Source organism: Desulfovibrio gilichinskyi, from assembly GCF_900177375.1.
GTDB classification, from domain to species: domain Bacteria; phylum Desulfobacterota; class Desulfovibrionia; order Desulfovibrionales; family Desulfovibrionaceae; genus Maridesulfovibrio; species Maridesulfovibrio gilichinskyi.
In genome coordinates this window covers 709,058-730,837 of the sequence record NZ_FWZU01000002.1, presented here as the reverse complement: position 1 = coordinate 730,837, position 21,780 = coordinate 709,058, and the positions used below count along the sequence as shown (strand labels likewise).

Annotated in this window: 15 protein-coding genes; 6 read left to right on the top strand and 9 right to left on the bottom strand. The window is 39.5% G+C overall.

Annotated elements, in window-relative coordinates; all coding sequences use genetic code 11:
• Nucleotide 1: 1 nt before the first annotated feature.
• A complete protein-coding gene (locus B9N78_RS08280) occupies nucleotides 2-2,422 on the bottom strand; it encodes a tetratricopeptide repeat protein (protein ID WP_085101081.1) in 2,421 nt (806 codons plus the stop codon).
• A gap of 311 nt (nucleotides 2,423-2,733) precedes the next feature.
• Between B9N78_RS08280 and B9N78_RS08275 the strand changes: the two genes are divergently transcribed.
• The 4 genes from B9N78_RS08275 (at nucleotide 2,734) to B9N78_RS08260 (ending at nucleotide 7,486) form a co-directional block, all read left to right on the top strand.
• Nucleotides 2,734-3,183: a YaiI/YqxD family protein gene (locus B9N78_RS08275; protein ID WP_085101078.1), complete on the top strand. Its 450-nt coding sequence runs from the start codon at nucleotides 2,734-2,736 to the stop codon at nucleotides 3,181-3,183.
• Between the two features lie 266 nt (nucleotides 3,184-3,449).
• Entirely contained in the window at nucleotides 3,450-5,237 is a 1,788-nt protein-coding gene (locus tag B9N78_RS08270) for an HD family phosphohydrolase (RefSeq protein WP_085101075.1), read from the top strand.
• A 36-nt stretch (nucleotides 5,238-5,273) separates the two neighbouring features.
• On the top strand, nucleotides 5,274-5,684 hold the full coding sequence (locus tag B9N78_RS08265) for a bacteriohemerythrin (protein ID WP_085101072.1): 411 nt from the start codon (nucleotides 5,274-5,276) through the stop codon (nucleotides 5,682-5,684).
• A gap of 146 nt (nucleotides 5,685-5,830) precedes the next feature.
• Nucleotides 5,831-7,486, top strand: coding sequence for an alpha-keto acid decarboxylase family protein (locus tag B9N78_RS08260; RefSeq protein ID WP_085101069.1), 1,656 nt, complete (start codon nucleotides 5,831-5,833; stop codon nucleotides 7,484-7,486).
• A gap of 9 nt (nucleotides 7,487-7,495) precedes the next feature.
• On the opposite strand, the gene B9N78_RS08255 is transcribed toward B9N78_RS08260, so the two are convergent.
• Nucleotides 7,496-10,171: an ABC transporter substrate binding protein gene (locus B9N78_RS08255; RefSeq protein WP_085101066.1), complete on the bottom strand. Its 2,676-nt coding sequence runs from the start codon at nucleotides 10,169-10,171 to the stop codon at nucleotides 7,496-7,498.
• A gap of 296 nt (nucleotides 10,172-10,467) precedes the next feature.
• Here B9N78_RS08255 and B9N78_RS08250 point away from each other — a divergent pair, with 296 nt between their 5' ends.
• Nucleotides 10,468-10,890 carry a desulfoferrodoxin family protein gene (locus B9N78_RS08250; protein WP_085101064.1) on the top strand — a complete coding sequence of 141 codons (423 nt, stop codon included), beginning with the start codon at nucleotides 10,468-10,470 and terminating at the stop codon, nucleotides 10,888-10,890.
• Between the two features lie 26 nt (nucleotides 10,891-10,916).
• On the top strand, nucleotides 10,917-12,299 hold the full coding sequence (locus tag B9N78_RS08245; protein ID WP_085101061.1) for an MBL fold metallo-hydrolase: 1,383 nt from the start codon (nucleotides 10,917-10,919) through the stop codon (nucleotides 12,297-12,299).
• Nucleotides 12,300-12,354: 55 nt separating this feature from the next.
• On the opposite strand, the gene B9N78_RS08240 is transcribed toward B9N78_RS08245, so the two are convergent.
• The 7 genes from B9N78_RS08240 to B9N78_RS08210 all read right to left on the bottom strand — a co-directional run bounded on the left by B9N78_RS08240 (nucleotide 12,355) and on the right by B9N78_RS08210 (nucleotide 21,779).
• Nucleotides 12,355-13,431 (bottom strand): HDOD domain-containing protein, encoded by a 1,077-nt coding sequence (locus B9N78_RS08240; RefSeq protein ID WP_085101059.1) that lies wholly within the window; start codon nucleotides 13,429-13,431, stop codon nucleotides 12,355-12,357.
• 53 nt (nucleotides 13,432-13,484) lie between these two features.
• Nucleotides 13,485-14,444: an NAD-dependent epimerase/dehydratase family protein gene (locus tag B9N78_RS08235; RefSeq protein ID WP_085101056.1), complete on the bottom strand. Its 960-nt coding sequence runs from the start codon at nucleotides 14,442-14,444 to the stop codon at nucleotides 13,485-13,487.
• 22 nt (nucleotides 14,445-14,466) lie between these two features.
• A complete protein-coding gene (gene pelG, locus B9N78_RS08230; protein WP_085101055.1) occupies nucleotides 14,467-15,837 on the bottom strand; it encodes an exopolysaccharide Pel transporter PelG in 1,371 nt (456 codons plus the stop codon).
• A 3-nt stretch (nucleotides 15,838-15,840) separates the two neighbouring features.
• Nucleotides 15,841-17,361, bottom strand: a complete 1,521-nt coding sequence (gene pelF / locus B9N78_RS08225) for a GT4 family glycosyltransferase PelF (protein WP_085101052.1) — start codon at nucleotides 17,359-17,361, stop codon at nucleotides 15,841-15,843.
• Nucleotides 17,354-18,415, bottom strand: a complete 1,062-nt coding sequence (locus B9N78_RS08220; protein WP_085101051.1) for a HEAT repeat domain-containing protein — start codon at nucleotides 18,413-18,415, stop codon at nucleotides 17,354-17,356. The genes pelF and B9N78_RS08220 overlap by 8 nt, the downstream gene beginning before the upstream one ends.
• Nucleotides 18,396-19,805 (bottom strand): sensor domain-containing diguanylate cyclase, encoded by a 1,410-nt coding sequence (locus B9N78_RS08215; RefSeq protein ID WP_085101048.1) that lies wholly within the window; start codon nucleotides 19,803-19,805, stop codon nucleotides 18,396-18,398. The genes B9N78_RS08220 and B9N78_RS08215 overlap by 20 nt, the downstream gene beginning before the upstream one ends.
• 93 nt (nucleotides 19,806-19,898) lie before the next feature.
• Entirely contained in the window at nucleotides 19,899-21,779 is a 1,881-nt protein-coding gene (locus B9N78_RS08210; protein WP_245805497.1) for an SPOR domain-containing protein, read from the bottom strand.
• Nucleotide 21,780: the final 1 nt, after the last annotated feature.

The following is a 21,780-nucleotide window of genomic DNA, read 5'->3' as shown; positions in this document are numbered from 1 at the left end:
ATCAATAACGCCAATGCGGTGATAGGACAAAAGGAACTTTTATAACATTTTTTTTTATTTTAGTTTTGACTAATAGTTCTAATCCAACATTATGACTTTGTAATATTTTAGAAATCATTTTGCTAGAGTATTTGGTCTGAGAATATCCACTAAATTCTACCTCTACTGTAGCGCAAAGCCATGCTACAACTTCAATAAATCGTAAATCTCGAGTTTTTGTGGCATTCGCATAAATCTGTTGAAAAATATCAATAGCTACATTTTCTGAAATCTCACCAAGAACTAGAGAAATTACAGCTTCATTAAAATTCAGCATGGCTTCGTCCATTACTAAGGAACAAGGAGCTAAATTCCTGGATCTTAATAGAAGCTTTCGAGCTTTTTTGTACTCTCCTTCACTAAAAGATAAACCTGCAAGATTAACTAATGGTTGATACTCCTCATTCGATCTCAAAGTTTTAAGCATTTGTTGGGAATTTTCAAAATTTTTTTTAGCCTTTTCTTTTTCTCCTCTAAAAATTTCAACAATTCCTAAATTATTTAAAGTAGTTGCAACTCCAAATAATGATCCGATTCTGGTATATCCATCTTTGGCTGCAATTAAGACATTATAAGCTTTTTGAGGTGTAAATAAATGTCCAGAATTTCTTAAAATTGTATAGTCAAATTCATAAGAAGACTCTAGTGATAAAGAATTAAAGATCTTACAAGATATCTTTGCTGCATCTTCATCTTGACACAAGTTGCTCATAATATTGAAATTTACAACGTCTTTCTCCTTTGAGGGTATTGCTTTAGACAAAGAGCACTCTGCTTCATCATATCTAAACAATTGCACAAGATATTTAGATTCAAATAGTAAAGCTGTCTGCCTATGTTCATGATGTTTTTTTAATTTTTCAGTAGCAATAAGACCAAAACTAAAAAAAGAACATTTTTGAATAGCATTCAACATTTCCTTTATTGAGTATGAAGGTAAAATATCCAAAACATCCCAGCAAACAGTATCCCGGCAAATAGAAACCAGATAAGCAAAGGATTCATTTAAGTGTTGTTGATGAATATATGCAACAATACTACTTTGCATATGCGGACTTGCACGAAATTCTTTTTCATGAGCAAACCCAATCAATTTATCATACAGAGCCGCATTTCGAGTAATATCAAGGTCATCTCTAAGTATTTGGCAAAATGCAGTAACTAGCTGTTGCCTCAATTCCATTTTTTCTTCTTCAGGTGTTAATTTATCAACAATATGTGCAACAATCTCATGTTCAACCTTAACCTTATCATTACTATCACTGTTTATAATTAGCAGTCCTAGTTCCTTCAAATCTGAAATTGACCCGAGTATTGTCTCAGAATTTATATGTATATTTATAATCGCTAACAGCTTGGTTAGATGTACTATTGACAATCCTCCAAGAACCAAAGCTACTAATCTTAAAATAGTTTGATCTCCTGGAGTTAAAGATTGAATTACATCTTCATATGAATCTGGAGAGTTGCTTTGAACTTGTGAAAGCCGTCGCCCATAAATAAATTTAAGCTGAAACCATACGCATTTAAGGTTCCCACCACTACGCCTATAGACAGCTTCAATAATTTCTTCATTAGGAAATTCAGAAGGAAGAATCTGTTGAACTAGAAATTCTATTTCTTTACGGGAAGCGCGTCCCAACTCTATCTCTTTCGCTATTAATTTTGGTATATTAGGAAGCCAGTTAACACAACGTTTACATAAAATTCGTTCAATTAATATTAAGCAAAATGAGCAGTTAGCTGATTCAAATTCACCTTCAAGTAAATCTATAATTGTTGCTGGTATAAATTGAGTATTATCGAATACTAAAATTATTTTCTGAGAGTTTGCTTGCTCAAGTAAAAAATGAATTGGCTTTGTAATACTATATTCTTTGTTGCCATTTGATGGCAAAATCTGAGGCATAATGGCTTTAAGAAATGGTCCACCAAGAGGAATAAGGCCAACTAAATCCCTTACAGCCCTATATAAATAAGATTTCTTCCATGATGAAGAATAGTTTTGTTTTAACCGCCACCTAGAGGCAATTTGCTTTGAAACATAATAAGGAGCATCACGGGTAGCCTTATGCTCATTATTTAAGAGTACCTTGATTTTTTTTAAAATAGCAAATGAATCTAAATCACTAGGCGGGACATTAATATATATGGCTGCCCCACATTTTTCCTTTTCCATCGACTTTTTGACTATTTCTTTCGCTAAAAAAGATTTTCCACTTCCTGACACCCCATAAATATTTAAAAGCTTGGGGGTAGGATTAGCTTCAGACAACAAGAAATCAATGCACTCCTCAACCTTATTCTCTCGAATAGCAAAAGGCCATGCTTCCTCTGATTTAAAAAGGTTTTGGTGCTCATCCGTATTTAATGATACATTCATAATTCCTAGTTATCGATAAATAACAGTTAAATAAAAAATACTAAGCAGGCATAGCTACACAAAGGAGTAGCAAATACATTATAAAAAAAACAACGTCAATAACACATTAAAATTCAAATAACATATATTTCACAACACATATTAAAACATACTGAGCATCTCCCACTTCCCACATCCCCCAAGTTGCAGATATCCCCATAATATTTTAAGTTAGCACTCTCGCTTACTAGAAAATTATCATTCATTTAAATCGCCATCAGGTACAGGGCATGCGGTTTCTAAAACCGCTGCTCAAATCGAAGAGGATTAATATGCATATATGGGTTGATGCAGATGCCTGCCCCAACATGATCAAGGAAGTGTTATTCAAGACAGCCATGCGGCGTAATATTGGAATGACGCTTGTTGCTAATACGAATGTTTCCACGCCTTCATCACCGCTCATTAATTCAATTAGAGTTTCAGCAGGATTCAATGTTGCTGATGATGAAATTGCCAGACTCGCGGAAGCCGGCGACCTTGTTGTTACCGCCGACATCCCTTTGGCAGATAAGATTGTCACTAAAGGCGCTATCGGCCTTAATCCCAGAGGTGAGCTGTACACTGTGGACAACATCAAGGGACTTTTAAGCATGCGCAATCTGATGGAAGAACTTAGGACCGGGGGTTTAGCTTCAGGCGGTCCGGCCCCTCTCGGCCCCAAGGACAAGCAAAAATTTACAAACCAGCTTGATAAGTTTTTAACTCAGAATTTAAAATAAAATAATTTTCTAAGACTGCCATGCACCTCCCTATTTGTGTATAATAAAAAATAATATCAACAAGCTACTCATCAGAGTTATTGAGATATTTTACCGACTTTTTGTTATTAAAAGAACTATCAGCGTAGACCGCTACGTAAAAAGGCTTTATTTTAGTTAAAGTCCTTGCGTTAAAAGCTGAAAATTTCATAAATTTAACTTTCATCCACTATGCCTGTAAGTTCTATCATCGCTAAAATAAAGCTCCAGGAGATGCTTGCACAATTATGAAATCTACGATTCATTCAAATACAGAAAGTCTTATCTCTACCCAGAATAAATTAGAAAAACTGGTAAAAGCAGGCCTTGCTCTCTCCGCGGAAAAAAATATTGCCAAGTTAATTACCATTATTTTCGATTCCGCACGGGACCTTTCTAATGCAGACGGTGGAGTTATATATTTAAAAGACGGCAACAAGCTTGCAGTGGAGCTGATATCTCTTAACTCATCCAGTTTGGTCCTCGGCGGATTATCAGAACACCCTGCCCCGCGTGTAATAGTCGTTCCCGAAATCATGGATTTTCTGCAAAAAGAGTCTGTATTGTTTCATGCTTGCAAAGCTTATAAAAACAAAGAAATTATCCTGACATCAGATCAAAATCTTTCATTATTCCCTACAGGGTTAGACAACGAGCCGACTGATTATATTATAAACTCGACAATTTCTGTCCCGATAATTACCAGAGGAGATGAACTTCTCGGAGTTCTTCAACTTTTCAATCCCTGCAGAGAATCTATCCACGATATCAGCAATACTGAATTTCATACTACAAACGGGCTTTTAGAATCGCTGGTTGCGCAGGCAGCTGTGGGGCTGGATAACCGCAATTTAGTCAATTCACTTAAAGAAACATTTAATTCTTTAATCAAAGTTATTGCAGCATCAATTGACTCCAAGTCTCCGTACACAGGAGGACACTGTACCAGAGTCCCTGTTCTGGCAGAAATGCTGGCTCACGCTGTCAACGAGACAAATGAAGGCCCTCTGACAAATTTCAAAATAGAAACTGAAGAAGAATGGCGGCAGATATGGATTGCCGCATGGCTACACGACTGCGGCAAGATAACCACTCCGGAATACGTGATAAACAAAGCGACAAAACTTGAAACGATATATGACCGTATACATGAAATCCGCATGCGCTTTGAAGTGCTTCGTAGAGACGCAGAAATAAAATACTATAAAAAAATAGCTGAAGGGGAAACGGACATTACCCTTTTAAAAGAGGAATTGGAGTCAGAACTGGAGCAACTTGAAATAGATTTTACCTTCGTAGCCCAAAGCAATATCGGAGGAGAATTCATGTCTGATGAGGATATTGAAGAAATTAAAAGAATAGGTGAAAGGTCATGGGTTAGCCATTACAGTGACAAAATAGGAATTTCAATTGACGAACTAAGACGCAAAGACGAAACACCTGAAGACAGTATACCAAGCATACAAAAACTTCTCGCAGACAAACCTGAACATATTATTCCGCGCACAAAAAAATACCCTAATATCAGAGACACCTTGGGCAATCCAATTTCTACGCCCGAAAATGAATATAATCGCGGAGAAATTTACAACTTATGCATAAAACAGGGTTCGCTTACTGCTGAAGATCGCTTTAAAATAAATGAGCACACACTAATCGGTCTTGAAATGCTGGAGCAAATCCCTTTCCCGGACAGTTTAAAGAGAGTTCCAGAGATTGCGGCGAGTCATCACGAAACGCTGATAGGCACAGGATATCCACTTAAGAAAAGTAAAATAAATCTATCGGTCGAAGCACGCATTCTTACTATTGCCGATATTTTTGAGGCTTTGACAGCTTCGGACAGGCCATATAAAAAAGCAAAAAAAATATCTGAAGCACTCAAAATTATGAAATTAATGTGTAACGATCAGGATATTGACTGTGATATTTTCAATATTTTCCTGCAAAGAGAAGTTTTCACACAATATGCACAAAAATTTCTTAGTCCTGAGCAATGTGATGCTGTAGAAATCAGCGACTTTTTATATAAATGATAATTCAACCTTTCACCTTCAACCTAGAGAAACACTATGCCTATGCTTGAATGGAATGAATCTCTATCAATCAACTTCACAGAGATAGACGATCAACACAAAGAATTAATTACAATGATTAATGTTCTTTACGATATGATGATATCAAACAATAATTCTGATCAGGATGTTCTAAACATTATTTCAGACCTGCACACTTACATTCTTGAACATTTTGGAGCTGAAGTAAGAATCATGAAAAAATATGATTATCCTGAAACTCCGGCTCACATTAATGAACATAAAGAATTTATTGCTAAAGTAAATGAAGTTGAAAATCTATGTAATAACGGTGCTGCTAATACTTCCATGGAAATATTGAACTATTTAAGCACATGGCTTGTACAACATATTAACGACACTGATAAAAGACTTGGTATGTTTATCCACAGCCAATCAGCAAATTAACTTTATTACGCTGAAAGAGTAAAGAATTACACTCCGGAGACAATAATTTATCACTGTAACATGGACATCCCCCTCATGAAATGTCATTATTTTAGATAATATAACTTTACTAATCTAAAAGATCACAACCATCAGAGGTCACAGTCATGTCGAAAACAGTTATTTCTCATTTGCTTGAACGACTCAAAGAAATCGGAGTCACAGATATTTTCGGAGTTCCGGGTGACTACGCTTTTCCCGTTAACGATGCCATATGCAATGACCCGGATCTTAACTGGATAGGCTGCTGTAGTGAACTTAATGGAGCTTTTGCGGCTGACGGTTACGCCCGTATCAAAGGTTGCTCAGCTCTATGCACCACTTATGGAGTCGGAGAACTCAATGCTCTCGGCGGCATTGCCGGAGCCTATGCAGAACATCTGCCTATTTTCCATATTGTAGGCATGCCCAAGCATTCTATCCTCAAAGGGGATAATATTATGCACCATACCCTCGGCAACGGGGAATTTGATCTATTCCACAAAATGGTTCAGCCGGTAGTATGCGCAAGCACCATCCTCACTCCCGAAAATACTGTTTCAGAAGTTGACCGTCTCATTAATGCAGCTCTAACTCAGAAGAAACCTGTATACTTCGGAATTCCAGGGGACTTTGCCATGATGGAACTTGGTTGTTCCGATCCACACCCTTTAGTGAAGCAAAAAAGCAATCAAGAAACTCTGGCAACAGTGGTTAAAATCATCACAGATAAAATTGGTAAAGCAAAATCACCTGTTGCAGTAGTTGGAACATTAATAGGTCGTTATGATTTGCGTATGGAAACACAGGAAATAATAGAGAAAGCAGGACTTCCATTCACCTCTATGCTTATGGGGAAAGGAACACTTTCAGAATTTCATCCAAACTTCATCGGAGTTTACAGCGGCAGCCTTATTGCTGAGGACGTGCGGCAAATTGTCGAAGAAAGCGATCTGATTGTAAGCTTCGGAACTATCAGGTCTGATATAAACACTGGCGCATTCACTATAAAATTTGATCCCATAGGTGAAATAAATATCCATCCTGACCATGTACATGTCGGGCACGCAACATACCATAACGTTTTTATAAAAGATGTTATCACAGCCTTAAAAAAAGAAATTAAATCGCAAAATTTTATCAAAAATCATGAAGTAAAAGGACTTGGCCAGCCACAAGGATCGGCTGAAGATAAAATCACAGCTGACTCACTGTACCCGCGGATTGAGAAGTTTTTTAAATCAGGCGATATCATTATTGCAGAAACAGGCACATCGTCTATGGGGCTGATCACAGCAAAGCTTCCAGAGGGAGCCTTGTTTTACAACCAGACTCTTTGGGGTTCGATAGGATGGGCAACGCCTGCCTCATTCGGCGCCGCGGTCGCAGCTCCTGATCGCAGAGTTGTTCTTGTAACGGGGGAAGGGGCGCATCAACTTACGGTTCAGGAAATCAGCCAATTCGGACGATTAGGACTTAAGCCCGTAATATTTTGCTTGAACAATGACGGATATCTTATTGAACGCATGTTAGGTAAAAATCCGTACATATATTACAACGAAATTGCGCAATGGAATTACAGCAAATTGCCGGAAGCATTCGGTATGGAAGATTGGTTCACCGCAAAAGTTGTTAACAATCAAGAACTGGACACGGCACTTGAGAGAGCAGACAAAGCTGACTGCGGTTGTTACATAGAAATAGTTACCGACAAGATGGAAGCATCAGAAATGGCTTTAGCGCTCAACCGAGTAGTACTTAAAGACGGAGGCTGGAATAAATAATTTCGGGTCCTAACATTCTGACTTTATGGGAAGCTTCACAATAAAGCGGGTCCAGTTTCCGGGTGAAGAAAAGACTTCCATATGACCTTTGTGTTGCTCCACTATTATAAAATATGAAATCGACAACCCAAGTCCTGTTCCAGATCCAGTCGGTTTAGTTGTAAAAAATGGCTCGAAAGCGCGCTTTCGAGCTGTTTCATCCATGCCTAATCCATTATCTTCAATTTCAGCAACGACCGTATCCCTCTCTAAACGAAGCCGGAGAAACAACTTAGGAGAACTGTTAACATAAGATTTATCTGATACAGCATAAGCTCCATTTTTTATTAAATTCAAAAAAACCTGCTGAATTTCATTGCCGTCACAACAAATATCAGGAAGGTCCTGCGCATATTCCCGCTCAACTTCTATTTTCTTAAAATCATATTTTCTATCTAAATCATATTCATTTTTAGCCATTTCAAGAGAATTTTCTAACAGCATCGCCAAATTATTTTTTTTCACGGCGTTATCACTTTTACGGCAAAAACTTAGCATATTAGTTACTATCGCAGCCGCTCTGAGACCTGAACCGTTTATCCCTTCAATTATCTTAAATATACTGCGATCATTAAGATATTCATAGACTTTCTCAAGGTTGATATTGTATTCTTCGGCAATCTTTAAATTAGCAGGAAGATCAAGCGATAACCGACGGGAAAGATTCTGAGTTCCTTGGACAATAGCACCTAAAGGATTATTAATTTCATGCGCCATTCCTGCGGCCAAACTACCAATAGAGATCATCTTTTCGTTTTGAACGATCATTTCTTCAAGGCGGACCCGCTGAGTAACATCATCAACCCTTATTACAACCCCTTCTACTCCGTTAGAGCTTAAAGGGTATATGGCTATATCCTCAAACTTGTCCGACCCATCTTCCTGCGTATGAACTCTGGAATCAGTATGAATCTGATGACTTGATAAAGACTCTTCAATCCACTTCAACTGCGGAGTCAGTCTTGGAAAAACATCCGACAAAAGTTTTCCTTCGGCATCAGCAGCCGAAAATCCAGTCACGCGCTGGGCTTCACGATTCCATTGAGTGACCACCCCCTCATGGTCAACTCCGATAAGGATTGAAGGCATAGAATCGATTATATTTGTAAGATAATTGCGAAGTCTGCGCAGTTCTTTTTCTATGTTTTTATGCTCGGTAATATCCGTGTGAGTTCCTACAACACGAACAGCTCTGCCTGTTTCATCACGTTCTACGGCTTTGCCACGACCTAGAATCCAAACCCACTTACCACTCTTGGTCTGCATCCGGAACTCAACTTCAAAAGAATCTGTTTTGTTTTCAATGCAGTCCGTATTAGCCTCTATTGCCGCGTCCTGATCGGCTGGATGGATTAAATCAACCCACGCGTCTACGTGCGAAGGAACCTCGTTAAACTTGTAACCGAGCATAGCCTTATAGCCGGGGCTATAGTATACATCATCCGTACTTATATTCCAGTCCCAAAGACCGTCTCTGCTTGCGTCCATTGCGAGAGCAAACCGCTCTTCACTTTTTCTGGCATTGTCTTCAGCTCTCCGCAGGCGGAAAATATAAACAATAAGAGCTCCTATGAAAGACAAAAGAAGAATTACGAAACACAGCGCGATTAAAAGTGTTTTCCGATGCTGAGTAAAAAGCGATTTAGGTTGATTTATTACCAGACTTCCTGGAGGCAAAGAGTCTTTGTTAATATGAAATCTCTTCAAAATATTATTATCAAATATAAACTTATTAACTTCAGAACCTTCAACAACTGGAATATCTTTAACCTGCTTCCCGTTAAAAATGTCTAAACATATTTTTGCAGCAGCGACCCCTTGTTCGAATTGAGAAATAACTCTACCGCCTATAATCCCCTGTCCTAAACCATGCTCCCATAGATGGAAAATAGGCGCCTTGCTATGTGAAACAATCAGCTCAAGTGAATCGGCAAACAACTTTCCTGTTCCTGACTTATCTCTGTAAGCTGAAAGCAACAATATTGCATCGTTGTCTGATATTTTCTCAAGATTTCTGCCAAACTCATCCCATGAGGTATTACCAAGCGATAAAACCTTTAATTTCTTGCCCGAAAAATGAGCACTATGTCCTTTGAATGTTTCAAGATCTCCCTGCCCACTGGGAGAGCCATCAACGATAGCATAAATATTATTTGCCTTTGGAAACAGATCAAAAGCAAGGCCCAAAGTTTCATGCATTGAAACAGCTTCAATAACCCCGGTAACCAGATCATTAAAATTCATAGATCTGGCTAGTTCCTGATTATTAACTCCCAAAAAAACAACCGGAATATTCGGGAATAATTCATTCTGGTATTCCAATACGAACTTAAAGGCATTGTCATCTGATGTTACAATTATATCATATGGGGAAAGTCTAAGCAGTTTCAGTTTTAAAAGGTTATGGAATGCTAAAATATTTTCAGGACTATAAAAACGTTTGCTGTCCATGAACTCAATATCCAGTGAAATTCCAGCAGGCTTAAAAACTGATTCCAATCCATTTGTTTGCTGAAAAAAAGTCGGAAATGCCGGATTGTAGGAACTGATCAGAAGAACACGTTTAGCAGAAGCGTGAGCCTGTTCAGTAAGAACAGAAATAGCGGCAAGGAATATAAATAAGACTACAAAAAAAACTTTTCGCATAAAACATCTCGCATGCTTATAAAATTCTTAACAAATAAAAATCATATAGCAGATAGATATAAATTTATTATTTTTAGCAACATTATTCTTTATAATTTACATAATTCATTATCATACACTTCTGTTAACACCAACAAGAAAGGCTACTGAAAGGTATTACCTTCTGAAAAAAATTGATACTATCTTCCGAGTAAAATATGACAAAATAGTAATCATTCTTGACAAATTAAATCTATTATTAAATACAATAGTAGAAACATTGGTATTAAGGACAATTTAACATAAGGAGAAATCAAATGACTTCACGAAGAGCATTCATGACAATGTCTGTAGCCGCAGCGGCGGCAGTGACCGGCACGCTACTTACCGGACGAACAGTTTCTGCCGATGATGAACTTGAGTTTCCTTACAATGTTGCTTTCACCCAGAAACATCAAGGACATTGGGAAGGAAAAGCCGGAACCCATGTTCCTAAGGTAGAGATCACCGATACAGAAATTATTGTAACGACACCTCACCCGATGTCTGAAAAACATTATATAGTCCGCCACACTATTGTAGACTCTAAAGGTACCCCAATCGGCGAACATACCTTTGCGCCCACGGACAAAACGGCTGTATCAAAGTACCCGCTTCCCGCAAACAGTTCCGGCAAAAAGTTTTATGTAACAAGTTTCTGTAATCTTCATGATTTGTGGATTGGAAAATTTAAAATTTAAATGAAAAGACCGGAGCGTCTCTAATAATGTATTTTAAACAAATTACGACTGAAGGACTTGGCTGCTATTCATATGTAATAGGCTGCCCGGCAGCCGGACAGATGGCAATTGTAGACCCTAAGCGAGATATACAGGATTATCTTGATATTTCCCGCGAAGAGGGAATGAAGATCACTCATGTAATAAATACGCATGTTCACGCTGATCATGTCGGTGGTGAACAGGAACTTAAATCGATCACCGGAGCGACTCTTTTCATCCATGAAAATGCAAAGGTGGCATACCCTCATACTCCGATTAAAGAAGGCGATACTTTCACTATAGGCAGTGTAAAACTGGAGTTTATATATACTCCCGGACACACTCCTAACGCTATATCAATTCTTGTGACGGATATGGTGCGCGGAACTGATCCATGGATGATTCTAACAGGTGACTTGCTATTTGTCGGCGACATAGGCCGCCCTGACCTGCCGGGAAATGAAATTCTGGATGAGCAGGTGGAAAACCTCTACAACAGCCTTTACGTTAAACTCGGGAATCTTCCTGATTATCTGGAAGTGTTTCCGGCTCACGGTCAGGGTTCACTTTGCGGCAAGGGAATGAGTGCGAAACCTAGTACCACTTTGGGGTATGAAAGACGCAACAATCCCATGCTTAAATTTGAATCATTTAAAAAATTCAAAAGGAAGGTTCTGGAATCTTTTCCAGCACGCCCGAAATCGTTCACCCACATAATCGAGACAAATTTCAAAGGAGCGCCTCTTCTTGAAAGATGCCCTTTGGATAAAGCGATGAACCCTGAAAGGTTCAAGCAGATTATGGATAAAGGTGCCACAGTTATCGACGTTCGCGACGCTGCGGGATTCGGAGGATTCCATATCCCCGGCAGCATCAATATCGGCCTTGAAAAGCAGCTTGCCAACTGGGTAGGTATGGTTGTTGAACCAAATGCGGACATTCTTTTAGTAGTCAATTCAAAACAGGACTACGACCGCATGTGTTTAGAATTGCACCGCATTGGGTATGACAATATTTTTGGATACCTTCTAGGCGGCATCAGTTCATGGCTGCTGTCCGGATACCCTGTAAAAAGCCTTGCACAAAAATCTACATGGGATTTGCAGGAAGCAATACAGGATGAACGCGAGTTCATTTTACTTGATGTAAGAACTCCTGACGAATGGAATAGTGGACATGTAAAGGGAGCAATCCATAAACCTCTTGCTTTGGTACTTGAAGAAGGATTGCAGGTAGAGAAAGAGACTCCCGTAATTGTTATGTGCGGTTCAGGATACCGCTCCAACATTGTCGGCAGCTATCTTCAGAACCATGGACATACTCATGTTTGTTCACTCGCTGGCGGGGCGTTGGCATGGAGCCGCTCCGGAAACGAACTAGTCAAATAAAGCAACTTTAAAACAACAATAAAAAATGCCCGACATGATTCATGCCGGGCATTTTTTATTCTGAGCTTAATATTTCGAAGATTTCATCAATCAACAATTTAAATTGAGGAATCAATCCGGCAAACTGATTAACTGTAATTCCGATATTATCCCATGCGGCTTCATCAAGATTTCCGAGAACGGGAGAAATACCGAGGTCATATCCCAATGATCTGGCCGCATAATCAGCAACATGCACGACTCCGGCATCAGGATCCTCTTTAGCCTTTTCAGGGCTGTGATGCCCGGCCGCGGCAATAACGAGAGATCTTGGAAAACTCCAATCTTTAATTATTACCCCGCCGAGGATGGCGTGATCAAAACCTAAAAGTTCCCTTTCAGCATCATAAAGACTCTCTGCGCTCTCATTGGCTAGGCGCACCAATTCAACAGCAAGACTTTTTTCACTCTCAAAGAGTACATAAAGCCCTATGTCATGAAGAAGGCCGGATACAAAAAAACGCTCAGGATCACCAAGTTTTACGGCGCGGGCAATTTCTTGAGCAATAATCCCGCAGGCTATAGAATGTTTCCAAAATTTTTCAACCTCAAGAACTGCATTTTTTGAACGTTTGAATAAACTTAGAGAAACCGTTCCAAGAGCTAAAGAACCGGCCTGTTTAAAGCCTAAAAGGGCTACAGCTCTTGTGGGAGTATCTACCTCCGTTCTAAAATTGAACATGGCACTGTTGGCTAGACGTAAAATTGCAGCGACTAGCTTTGGGTCCATACTTATAACTTCAGCAAGATCACTTGCGGAGCTATCCGGATCATTAATGACATTTTGAATTTGAATCAAAACCTGAGGCAGCGACGGAAGAGCAATTCTTTTTTTTAAAAAATCTCTAGGTCCGGCAGGTTTTTTACCATCCCATCGTTCACCGGATGACAGTTGAGGTTTCTCCTTGAACTCGTCAGGATTCTCAATCATTTCATGATAAATCCTATCTAACGCCAACTTCCTAAGAATTGCGACAACTTCAAAATCGCTATTTGATTTGCAGAAAAGTTTATCGACGTACTCGGCAGAAGCTTCCTGAACTTCAGCGTTACGCAGAATTTTTATTTCCAAATCGTCATTACTCTCAACCATTTTATAAACCTTTATTCTTTGATATAATTTTACTGAGACAATAATTGCAGAAATTACTTACAGGACCTTGACCATTCAATCGTTTTTTTTAACCCATCGTCAAAAGACACCGCAGGACTGAATCCCGCAGCTGAAATTTTACTTACATCTGCGCGGGAATGTTTTATGTCACCAACCCGTTCAGGCTTAAAAACAAATTCTAAAGGGGCAGCTGTTAACGCGGAAACAGTGTTCGCCAATTCCAAAATTGAAATTCCGTTTCCGGTTCCGACATTATAGATTCCGGTAAGCGGCCCGCGCCCAAGAGGATCAAGTCCCGCGGCTATTAAATAGGAATCAACAACGTCCGAGACATATAAAAAATCACGGGACTGAGTGCCGTCTCCGAATATAACCATATTTTTACCATCCAGTCCGAAATCAATAAACCTGGAGATCACACCGCTATACTGACTTGTGGGGTCCTGACGCGGTCCGAAAATATTAAAAAACCGCAGAGAACACCCTGACCCAGATTTTTCTAAAAACGATGAAAATTTATACTTCGAGGCGCCATACGGGCTGAAATGTTTTACCTCATCCGTTGCATATTTTTCGCGGACTGGAAGCCTTTCTTCATTTCCGTATTCTGCGGCAGATCCGGCAAAAACAAAGTGTGAAATTCCAAGCGTTATCGATGCTTCAAACATTTTTCTTGCAGCTTCAAAATTAACGTCCATTGTAAGTTTAGGATGTTCAACAGAATAAGGAACACTCACAATAGCTGCTAATTGAAATATTACATCAAGATCAGGATATGCTTCTTTTAAACTTTCAAGCAAATCCTCTTCTGTTATTGAAATTTCATGGAATTTAAAATCCGGATGATCCAAAAAACCTTCCATATTGTGTACATACCCGGAAAACAAATTATCAACTCCCACAACAAAATGACCGAGATCAATGAGTCGCTGTGTGAGATGACTGCCTATAAATCCAGCACATCCTGTAACCAGACATATTTTTTTTGTCATAGCCCCCCCTTTTTTCACAATCCTAAATTATAGGTTGCCCGGCAAATGTGATGTACTCTAGGTTTGTCACACTCTTTGAAACAAAGTAATATGCGCACATTAAAGACATAAAACAGGAATAGCAGTACCCATAGCCATAAAAAGTAAAACCTAATTTCATACTGAGTAACGTAAGCCCTGCGTTACTCAATAGAAAAACCAAGGTTATCAGTAAAACCTCTTTACGTAAGTCAAAATAAAATAAAATAATTACAGCAATAGAGAGCATAGCCTGCATGAATGCACCGATCAACGCGATCTGCAAAAGCGGTTTCTGAATAGGAGAAAGCCCTACAATCTCAATAAAGTCTGAAGCCATAAAAAGACATAACAGCGTCAATGTTCCCTGCACAATTAGAATTTCACGCAAGCTTTCCCTTAGCATGCTGACCATTCCTTTCTTCTCTTCCAAGATACTGAAAAGGTCTTTTTTAGACATTATTTTAGCAAAATAATCATGATAATGTTCATAAAACTTCGTTTCAATTTTGACTAAAAAGATTGCAAGCGTAGGAACAATTGTTAAATATGCAAAAAAGATCGGACCTTCGTACAAATCATGCGTTCGCAGGTAAGGAACCACCATTCGCGAATCAGGCGCAAACCAGAACAAAATTTTATCTATCCATATTGCCAGATTGAAAAGCACACCGATTAAAGCAAGCTGCCAGTACTTTATAAAATAAGCGAGCATCCCCCAGTCCCATACCCGTCCTGGTGAAAATTCTGCCAGCAGCCTCGCCAGCAGCCAGAAATAAATCACAGCCTGCCCTATGGTATACCCAAGCAGATATCCATTAAGCCCCATAACAGGGTAAAGCAGAAACGCTGCACCAACACTGACCGAAGTGCCTATGGCAAAAGCCTGCACGATACTGCGGAAATCTTTTACAGCGGAAAGGAAAATCATAGCCAGCCAGATCATTGCAACAAGAAGAAACAGAATAACTGCTATAATTTTATATGTAAGCGTAAGTTCAAAGGTCCAAATCCCACCGACACCGATAATTGCTCCTAAGGCAAGCACAAGGATTGAACTTGAAAAAAAAGCTGTAAGTGTAATCCGCTCTTCACCCAGATAAAATTTATCAGCAAGATAACGAGTTACCACAAGCTGAATGAACCCCACGTAAATCAGCGTAAAAGCATAAACATAAATAATCGTTGTTCTGAAAATTTCCTGATCAATACGCGAAAAACCTGAATATGAATACAGCCCGAGAATAGATAAACAAAGGACGCTCATGAGCCATGGGCCGGATGAAACCATAGCAGCATACAAGTACGCTGACATCTCGGACAAATAACTGTCCTTGCCGAGCATCCGCCTTAATTCAAATCCTATACCTGCCATCTGTTACTCCAAGTCTTCCATCTTCATGTGCTTATGATAAATTTTCAAATATGTTTTGTTCAAATCAGATTCTTTATAAAAAGTTTTCACCCGTTCAATACCGGCAAGTGACATCTTTTTTCTGAGAACAGGCTTTTGCAGTATGGTCAAAATAGCCTCCCCTGTCCCGACCGGATCTGCAACTTTTGTTACAATGCCTGAAGGTCCGAGAGCTTTATCACTGATTGTCCGCCCTTCCAGTAATTCACGGCACGAACCGACGTCTGAAGCAACCGCAGGTACTCCGGCGCAGTTGGCCTCCATTATGACAAGAGGCTGCGCTTCGCTGATGCTTGTCAGCACAATTACGTCCAAAATAGGAAGATAATCTGCAACCTTAACCTTGCCTGTAAATTCTACTATATTTTCAAGGTGAAGCAGCTTTACGAGATTCAGACATTCTTCATAATATTCTTCATCTTCCTCGGTCGGCCCCATTATATAAACTTTGAGCTTATCAATTTTAAGAGCAACAATCTTACAGGCACGCAGGAATGTCTTAACATCTTTAATAGGCACAACTCTGCCGACAAAACCAACGGCGAATTCAGTCTGCCCTTTGTAATCATGGTCTTCAGGTTTTAACCCCAGAAAATTTTTAAGACTGATCCCATTCGGAATTATCTTGATTTTTGCAGGATCGGCTCCTTCAAGTATTTCCAACTGCTTATTACCTTCGTACAGCGTGTATATTTCTGAAGAATAATCATAACAGATTTTTCCAAGCTGCTCGAACATGCGAATCCAAAATGTCTGAATTGCTCCGAGCTTACTATCCACCCTAAATCTGTCATCATTTTTATGGTAAATCCATTCAGCCTGCGAAATTTCAATTTTACGTTCTTTAACGTAAATTCCATGCTCAGTGAGCAGCAAAGGACGACCTGTGGTAATCCTTGCAATAACCCCTAAAAGCCCAGCGTACCCGGTTGAAATTGTATGGTACACTTTTGCCTTAGGCAGCTCCAGCGGGAGCATTTTAAAAATTGGGAGATGTGTAAAACGAAATGTCCAGAAGTAATCGATAAAGGACTCTTTATTTACTTCGGGTCCATACCGCTCAATCAATAGATCCCAGGTTTTTTTACCATGTATTAATTCGCTGAGAGGAAACTTACCCTCACGGAACAAAGTGACAATCTCTTTCATAAAATCTATATCTAACAGATCAATGTTCTTATGAAATTCTGTCATCTTTTGCATATTCTTCTTAGAAATTTTATTAAACATACTCTGTTTAATATCCACATGGTCATGAAGATAAATAATTTTGGGATCTACAAAGTTATCCGGAACTTCATACTTGTATTCAGCTTTTTCCTTAGACGTTGCCAGAATACAAACCGCTGTGAATGTCAGGTCAGGCATTCCCTTAATTAAATTATGAATCCAGCTTGAGACCCCTCCTGAAACAAACGGATAAGTCCCTTCCAGAAGCAGACAAACATCATATTCTTTTTCATTTTTATTATCGTCATTACTCATATACAGAATCTCCACTCATCCAAAAATTATACACAACTTTTTTAAATGGATCAGAAGATTCCAAAGCAGGTTTCGCCCGCATGGTCTCAACTTCATGGAACAACGCTATAAAATTGCCCATTTCAAAGTAAGCTCTGCATATTCCTAAACGTGATTCCAGTTCGAGATCAGGATTATTCCGAGTATTTTTATATAGTTCGACAGCTTCAGCGAACCTATGGCTTTCAATATAAATTTCCGCCAACCTCATAAGGTAATCCGTATTATCAGGTAACATTTCACACGCAATCTTCCAGTTCTCACAAGACAGCTTCAACGAGTGTTCCTGAATATTAATCTCCGGCAGACCGCTATTGGCATAATTTCTATAAACAGCGCCTAGCTCCGCGTGAGATTGCGCACTGTTATATTTTTTAGTGCGCATTTCTGCTTTATCAAGCAGCTGAGAGTAATCTTCTTCCATACGGGCAAGAGCGGTATGTGCATAAAAACGGACCTCGGCATTTTCATCAGACAAACTCTTTCTCAGCAGCGAAACAGCCTCAGCCGAACCGATCCTTCTAAGCAAGTTAACTGCGCCGCGTTTCATTCCGACATCATCACCGGCAAGGATATCTGCGATAGGATGAATATCCAGTTCTTCATACAAAAAAGCATTGATATCATCCGGAAGATCAACGTCCAGAGCTCCGCTTTCAAAAGCCTTTTCTTTATACTCTTTGGCAAGACCGTGACTGTCCATAAAAATTCGTGAAAAAAGCAAGGTCATCGATGTTCCAAGAAGTCCGATTCCTGGCATAAAAAACGTAAACAAAGCCATAAGGCGCGGGTAATAATATCCGACGCCCGGCAAAGATCTGGGTTTAGGCCGGGTAATAAAAAAGGAAAGAGCTGCTAAAATATGAACACACAGCGCAGCGTATATAAAATACGGAGATGCAGACCTGTTTACATAAAACCAGCCCGCACTGATTTCGAACAGATATGCAAGTAAAAAAGCGGCAGCGAACCAAAGTCGCCCCGCAAGGATTACTTTACTCCGCAAATAAGACACTTACGACATCCTCTTCTACGGCTTTAACCATATCCATCGGTTCTTCCATATCCATTGAATAACCGGAAACTCCGGCGCGAATTTCAACCAGACTTGCATCTGATTCAAACGCCATCATACTTAATGCCTTAAACGCATTCAAAATATTTTTAACCACCACCCTCGCACCGGCTGGAGGAGTGGTTGGAAGGATTAGAAAAAATGATCCTGGTTTATCATTTAAAAACAAAATATCAATTTCGCGAATCTGATTTTTCAAAATCATGCTGAACGCCATCAAGACATCTTCTCTGCCTTCATCCGAAGCATTTTCCAAACTTGGAAATTCAAGAAGAATAAGCGACAAATCCAGCTCATATCTGCGAGATCTTACAAATTCTTCGCGCAGTCTTCTCTTAAAATAATCATACGTATAAGCATCGATCATTTCATCTGCGATAAGTTTGTCTTTAGTTTCTTGAAAGATAGTAGCGTTTTCAATACTGCTTCCGCACCAGTCGGCAACAAGTCCGGCAATTCTTACGGAATCACTGTTGAATTTCATAAAAGGCATTTTTTCAACATTCAAAACACCGATTACATGCTTTTGATTATCCGCTAAAATCGGCGCCGAAATGATTATGCCAAGGGGCATGCTTTCCGGATTAGCAACATCCTTAATAGAGACCGTTTTCTTATCTTCAGCCGCAAGTCCCATTAATCCTTCATAGTATGGAATAGTGTCCGGCAATGGACTTTTCCCATGCCTCATAGCGGTATTGAGTTTAAATTCATCACCTTCGAGTGTATAAATGGAGCAATCTTCGACACTCATAAAATCTCTGAGAATTTCAAGAACAGCAGGAAATATACTTTCTTCATTCAAAGAGCGCAGGCCCTGCGCAGCTTCATACAAAGTTCCCAAAGTGTTTTCCTGAGAAATAATTCTGGTATCGATTTCCTGCTTTGCTTCACTTAAAACATCAAACTTTGTTTTTATTTTACCGAAAGCTTCTTTATACGCATCACGTTCTTCACTTAACAAATTGTATTCTTTGATATTAAGTTCACGCATTTCGCCGATAACAACACCCACAATAAAAAACAACGCAGGCTTTCCCCACATCGAAAGACTTTTAAAATTTACAAGAGCAAGGTCCGGAACTGATAGTAAGGTAAATCCCAAATAAGCAATCGCGGCAATACTCCCGGCAAAGGCTCCACCGCTGAACCCGTAACGCGAAGCGGTGAGCAACACGATAATCCAGTAAGGATGCGGGGAAACGTTAACAAAACCAGGATCAGATCGGAAAAAAATTAAATTGATAACCGTGAGAGCGATTATTCCGGTAAAAGCTTCAAAATACTTTGAAAGCTTATATTTTTTTATGACAGCATGAACCTTAAGCATTATCTGCAACCCGCTGATAGAATGATTCTATTCACAATAGATCTATTATTAGCTTCAAAAATTATATTTTCGAATGACGTAGTAAGAATAAAATTAGAAAACATAATTGATTCCTCCGGTAATTGCCTGACTTTCACCGCCGCCGACAAGACCGGAATCACTGCTGTATTCATAGCCTGCGTTAAATTCCCATCTCTCGCCGAGTTTCATAAGCAAATTCGGAGAAGCGAAATAGCTTGGAGAACTTTTAAATTCATCCTGCCTTATTCCTCCTGAAACCTGCATTCCTATGGAATCACAAAACCACTTGCTGAAGCTTGTACTAAGTGTATGAATACTTTCATTTTGCACCATTGCAATCGGTGTATAATTATCATCATCGTATTTAAAATGTGAACGGTAGTATGAATAGGATACATAAAGCTCTGGGTTATCCAAAAGCTTTCTCGTTAAAATAACATTATAAACCCCTTTGGTTCCGTATAATCTGTCGTTATCTACGACATACTGACGAACCTGACCGTTCATGAACAGCCCCCATGTATCATTATAAAAACCGTCATAAGTCATTGAAATCTGATTATATCGACCTTTATAATTTGCGGCGGAAGGTTCATCTGTCCACGGATTATTGTAATCAAGCATTAAAGACAGAGGACCTGAATCGCTAACCAGCCAATCAAACCCGAGTGCGCCGGTAAAACCTTCCGCTGTTCCCTCAAAAGCTCCTACACCCAGAATTCCGGTGAACGTGCGGGTGAGATCTCTACGGAAGAGAAAAGCTCCGCGGTTAACGGTTTTATCTACTTTCTCAATACCATCGCCGGCTGGGCGATAAATCTGCGTAAAATCATAAATAAATTCGCCGCGAGTCAGTTCATCCAACTGCATGGAGAAATTAGTGTTCATTGAAGTTGTTATAGTATCATTAGTCTGCAGGTAAACACGAGGAGTAAGATTAAGCCTCGGTCTGTGCTGCTTTAGAAGTCCGGACAGAGCTTGCCGTGCATCAACGTTTTCAGGATCACGGTCAATCAGTTCGGAAAAGCTTTCAATTGCGCCAAGCCAATCCCCGTCGTCCTGTCGTCCATAGGCGCGGGAAGACAATGCATCCGTATCCCCGGGGCGAAGTTTCAAAAGATAATTTAAAGAAGCCTGTTGCTGTGAATAGTCGCCTGTTAAAAATTTAATCCGAGAGCTAAGACTTAAAGCACCGGAAGCGGCAGGATCATCTTCAAGCCAGCTTTGAAGCAGACTTCCGGCCTTATTATATTCTTCGTTATCGATAAGCGTTGAAATATATTCTTCGCGCAGGTTCATATCTTCAGGGTGTGTCTTAACAAGTTCTTCATACATCCTGATTCCATCACTAATGTAACCACGCCTGATCATTATACGGGTTAAAATAATTTTTCTTTGGAGGTTAGAAACATCCCGCAACACATCATCCTGAGTAAGTTCATAAAAGGAATCCTCAGAAACTCCTCGCAAACTATTTGCTGTCTTACCACTACTCAGAGCAGTCTTAACTACTTTTCGCTTTACGGAGTAACTTGGTGCGGCTTCATCAGGTCTTGCAGGTAACGGGGCATTTTGTGAAACAGCGGTCCTTTCAGCAAGAAATTCTCGATCCATCCCTTTAACCTGATAGTCCAGCTTCATTTTGCGTTTAAATGAACTGGCAGACGCCACAGCCTGACTGCGTGTAGGGTAATCACCGATCTGCACAGCCGTCCAAAGTTTATATTTTGAATCGAAAATTCTTATAACAACCGGTTTATAGCCATTACTTTTCAAATATTTAACAAAATCCCACGCATTGCTTTCATTTTCAAAAGTAGAAACACGAACAGTCCATACTTTTTCAACCACAGCTGAAGGAGTATCTTTAGCCTGCAATAGAGGCGTAAAAATAAGCAGTAACAAACATGTCACTACCGAGATTATAAATTTATAGTCTTTGACTTTTTTCAAA

Excerpts from the sequence above, each read along its gene's own strand:
- B9N78_RS08260 (WP_085101069.1), top strand. The coding sequence starts at position 5,831 with ATGTCGAAAACAGTTATTTCTCATTTGCTTGAACGACTCAAAGAAATC.
- B9N78_RS08245 (WP_085101061.1), top strand. The coding sequence starts at position 10,917 with ATGTATTTTAAACAAATTACGACTGAAGGACTTGGCTGCTATTCATAT.
- B9N78_RS08275 (WP_085101078.1), top strand. The coding sequence starts at position 2,734 with ATGCATATATGGGTTGATGCAGATGCCTGCCCCAACATGATCAAGGAA.
- B9N78_RS08280 (WP_085101081.1), bottom strand. The coding sequence starts at position 2,422 with ATGAATGTATCATTAAATACGGATGAGCACCAAAACCTTTTTAAATCA.
- B9N78_RS08215 (WP_085101048.1), bottom strand. The coding sequence starts at position 19,805 with ATGCTTAAGGTTCATGCTGTCATAAAAAAATATAAGCTTTCAAAGTAT.
- B9N78_RS08270 (WP_085101075.1), top strand. The coding sequence starts at position 3,450 with ATGAAATCTACGATTCATTCAAATACAGAAAGTCTTATCTCTACCCAG.
- B9N78_RS08255 (WP_085101066.1), bottom strand. The coding sequence starts at position 10,171 with ATGCGAAAAGTTTTTTTTGTAGTCTTATTTATATTCCTTGCCGCTATT.
- B9N78_RS08265 (WP_085101072.1), top strand. The coding sequence starts at position 5,274 with ATGCCTATGCTTGAATGGAATGAATCTCTATCAATCAACTTCACAGAG.
- B9N78_RS08240 (WP_085101059.1), bottom strand. The coding sequence starts at position 13,431 with ATGGTTGAGAGTAATGACGATTTGGAAATAAAAATTCTGCGTAACGCT.
- B9N78_RS08250 (WP_085101064.1), top strand. The coding sequence starts at position 10,468 with ATGACTTCACGAAGAGCATTCATGACAATGTCTGTAGCCGCAGCGGCG.
- B9N78_RS08235 (WP_085101056.1), bottom strand. The coding sequence starts at position 14,444 with ATGACAAAAAAAATATGTCTGGTTACAGGATGTGCTGGATTTATAGGC.
- pelG (WP_085101055.1), bottom strand. The coding sequence starts at position 15,837 with ATGGCAGGTATAGGATTTGAATTAAGGCGGATGCTCGGCAAGGACAGT.
- pelF (WP_085101052.1), bottom strand. The coding sequence starts at position 17,361 with ATGAGTAATGACGATAATAAAAATGAAAAAGAATATGATGTTTGTCTG.